Annotated in this window: 3 protein-coding genes and 1 pseudogene; 3 read left to right on the forward strand and 1 reads right to left on the reverse strand. The window is 47.8% G+C overall.

Features of this window, described 5'->3' with window-relative positions; genetic code table 11:
• Positions 1-244: pseudogene (locus BBW68_RS18995) on the forward strand (IS30 family transposase); the annotation flags it as partial.
• On the opposite strand, the gene BBW68_RS14360 reads toward BBW68_RS18995, so the two are convergent.
• Entirely contained in the window at positions 230-439 is a 210-nt protein-coding gene (locus BBW68_RS14360) for a hypothetical protein (RefSeq protein ID WP_070135872.1), read from the reverse strand. The pseudogene BBW68_RS18995 and the gene BBW68_RS14360 sit on opposite strands and share 15 nt — an antisense overlap.
• Before the next feature lie 164 nt (positions 440-603).
• On the opposite strand from BBW68_RS14360, the gene mobA reads away from it, so the two are divergent.
• Positions 604-933: a plasmid mobilization protein MobA gene (gene mobA, locus BBW68_RS14365; RefSeq protein ID WP_070135873.1), complete on the forward strand. Its 330-nt coding sequence runs from the start codon at positions 604-606 to the stop codon at positions 931-933.
• On the forward strand, positions 930-2,825 hold the full coding sequence (gene traI, locus BBW68_RS14370; protein WP_070135874.1) for a TraI/MobA(P) family conjugative relaxase: 1,896 nt from the start codon (positions 930-932) through the stop codon (positions 2,823-2,825). The genes mobA and traI overlap by 4 nt, the downstream gene beginning before the upstream one ends.
• The last annotated feature ends 91 nt before the right edge of the window (positions 2,826-2,916 follow it).

Below are 2,916 nucleotides of genomic sequence, written 5' to 3' on the forward strand. Positions count from 1 at the left end.
GCAAATCACGGAAATCACAGGGGCGCAGGTCTCCTTTGCACGCCCATACCATTCCTGGGAACGTGGCCTGAATGAGCATACCAACGGTCTGATACGGCGCTTTTACCCCAAGGAAACCGACTTCAGTCAGGTGAGCCATCGCAAGATGGCTGAACTCGAACACATACTCAACACGCGCGGGAGAAAATCACTGGGCTATCGTTCCCCCAACGAGGTATTTTTAACGCACTTACTGGCGGCATAAGCCCCCTCGGTTTTGTTGCGTCTCGAGTGGGAATGGGGCTTTATCTTTACTGAGTGAAAGAATGACTTTGCTTACTTTTGCCAGTACATCATTTTTAAGCAACCGTGTGGGCGTCAGGTCAGGTAGTTCCTGCATGATGTTAGCAAGGCTTTCAACATCTGATTCGGTGTAAAACTTTGGTTTACGCTTAGCCATACCAGTCTCCTTTACGTGAAAATTTTCATTTTTCTAAAAATTAGCAAATGTTGAAGTAAAACGCACCTGTGCTAGATTAAATCAAGGTCAAAAGCAGGACGGCGATGTGTTCAATGCGATGAAGTCAGGGCTTCGCCCCGACACCCCATATTTCGAGGTTATACGTGAGCAAAAGTGAAAGTAGACAGCTTGATACGACGATCAAGTTCAGAACGGACAAAGAGACTAAAGAACTTCTCAAAAGTAAGGCTCAAATCGCAGGGCTTTCTTTAAGTCAGTATCTGATCAGGGCAGGGCTTGGTCGTCGCATGGTCAATAAAAGCGATACCCAAATGCTGGCAATGCTCAAGAAGTTAGGGGCAATGCAGAAGCATTTGTTTGTTGAAGGTAAGCGCACGGGTGACAAGGAATATTCAGAAGTGTTATCTGCAATCAGAGCCGCCGCGTTACGCCTTGCCCGTGATGATGGTAATGGCGAGGAACCCTTAGCGTGATCCCTAAAATTATTCCCCGGCCTAAAAAGGGAACTGGATTTAGTAGTCTGGTTTCTTACATCGCCCAGAAGTCGCCTGTTCAATGGGATAAGCCTATTGAACAGGCGACTGCATCCGAAGGATTTGAAGCGCTGACCGGATATCTTAAACGGCATGAAGAGTCGATTAGTCCGGCCTATCTTGACGAATTCGACCATACGCGAGTGGACATTAACGGTATCAGTATTCTGCACAACTGCCTTTCCGTCGAAACAGCAGCGCGTGAGATGGAAGCGACGGCTAACGTAAACGTGGCCTGTAAAGATTCGGTGTTTCATTACGTTCTGTCATGGCAGGAAAATGAGACGCCAAGTGACGCTCAGGTTTTCGACAGTGTGCGGTTCACATTGCAGTCAATGGGATTGCAGGAACACCAGTTTGTCGCCGCTATTCACCGTGATACTGATAACCTGCATGTACATGTTGCAGTGAACCGGGTACACCCTATCACGTTCCGTGCTAACCATCTTTCCTACTCTATCGATACGTTGCATAAAGCGAGCCGTCTACTCGAAATCAAACACGGTTTTAATCATGATAATGGCCTCTATACGGTTAACGAGAACGGCTATGTTCTACGTCAAAAGGATCATCACAGGAACGGTCTTTCTTCACAGGCTGAACATAAGGTTTGTCTGATGGAGAATAAATCAGGGCGTCCTTCTCTCTATCATTATCTGCTTAAAATGCATCATGAAAACCGTACCGTCGCCGATGAACTTAAATCAGAAATGCAATTTAAGACATCTAGCTGGCGCGACGTTCATGCCCTGTTTGCGCGGGCAGGGTTTTCGGTATCACAGAGTCCACATGCAGGCGGACTGCTTATTACGCACGGAGCCGGTGACGATCAAGTCTCCGTTTGTTGGCGTAAAATCTTTCCAGAATATCGTTTTAGCTATGATGCACTCATTGCCCGTATCGGTTCGTTCCAGCCCGGTAATGTTGAACCGTATTCTGTACCGGAAATTGGCATGGGCTACAGCGACTCACTGAGTCTGAGAGAGATAAACAACCGCGTTAGCCAATGTAATGAACGGGCTATCGCCCGGATGGATTTAAAAGGACAATACAAAGCCTACACGATGGCGTTGCCAGTATACCGACCGGATCGTTCTTTGCTCACGCAGCAATACAGGCAGGTCAACGCACACCTGCAAATGGTTAAAGCCTCTATCCGGGAAAGCGAACGCGACCCACAGATACGGCGTATTTTGTTTAACGCAGCAGAGTTCGATAAGCGCAAGGCTATTGCTTATATCAAAGCGAGAGAACGTGAGTCACAGCAATCCTTTAAGGCGGCTCAACCGCGTTTGAATTATAAAGACTGGGTTGCGCAGCAGGCGCTTTCTTGTGATAAAGCGGCACTGTCTCAGCTCAGATCATGGGCGTACCGTGAGACGCGAAAGAAGAAGTATCAGAACGCGATTATTGAACGTATCGGTCACGATAATCTCAGTAATTTCATTACTTCCAACCGTGATGATGTTCCCGTCACCAAGACCAAAAGTTTTACGACTTCACTGCTGCGTGAAGGCACGGTCATTTACAGGGACAAGGCCACTGATGATATCGCTATGGTAGATCGTGGCCGCTCTGTGTGTGTCGGTGTTAACAGTCAGGATAATGATCACCACCAGAAAGCCGCAGCGACGCTCGTATTGACGGGAAAACCGAGTGAAGTAGGCGTGTACGGTAAGGACGAGTTTACACAAAAAGGTATCAGAACACTCAGCGATTACATCCGCACTTACCCTGTTTATAGCGGGATCAGGATTAAAAACAGCGATGATGCAAATGCCCCATTCCCACTCGAAACGCAACAAAACCGAGGGGGCTTATGCCGCCAGTAAGTGCGTTAAAATACCTCGTTGGGGGAACGATAGCCCAGTGATTTTCTCCCGCGCGTGTTGAGTATGTGTTCGAGTTCAGCCATCTTGCGAT

Origin of the sequence: Candidatus Erwinia dacicola, from assembly GCF_001756855.1 — a bacterium.
Taxonomy (GTDB): Bacteria; Pseudomonadota; Gammaproteobacteria; order Enterobacterales; family Enterobacteriaceae; genus Erwinia; species Erwinia dacicola.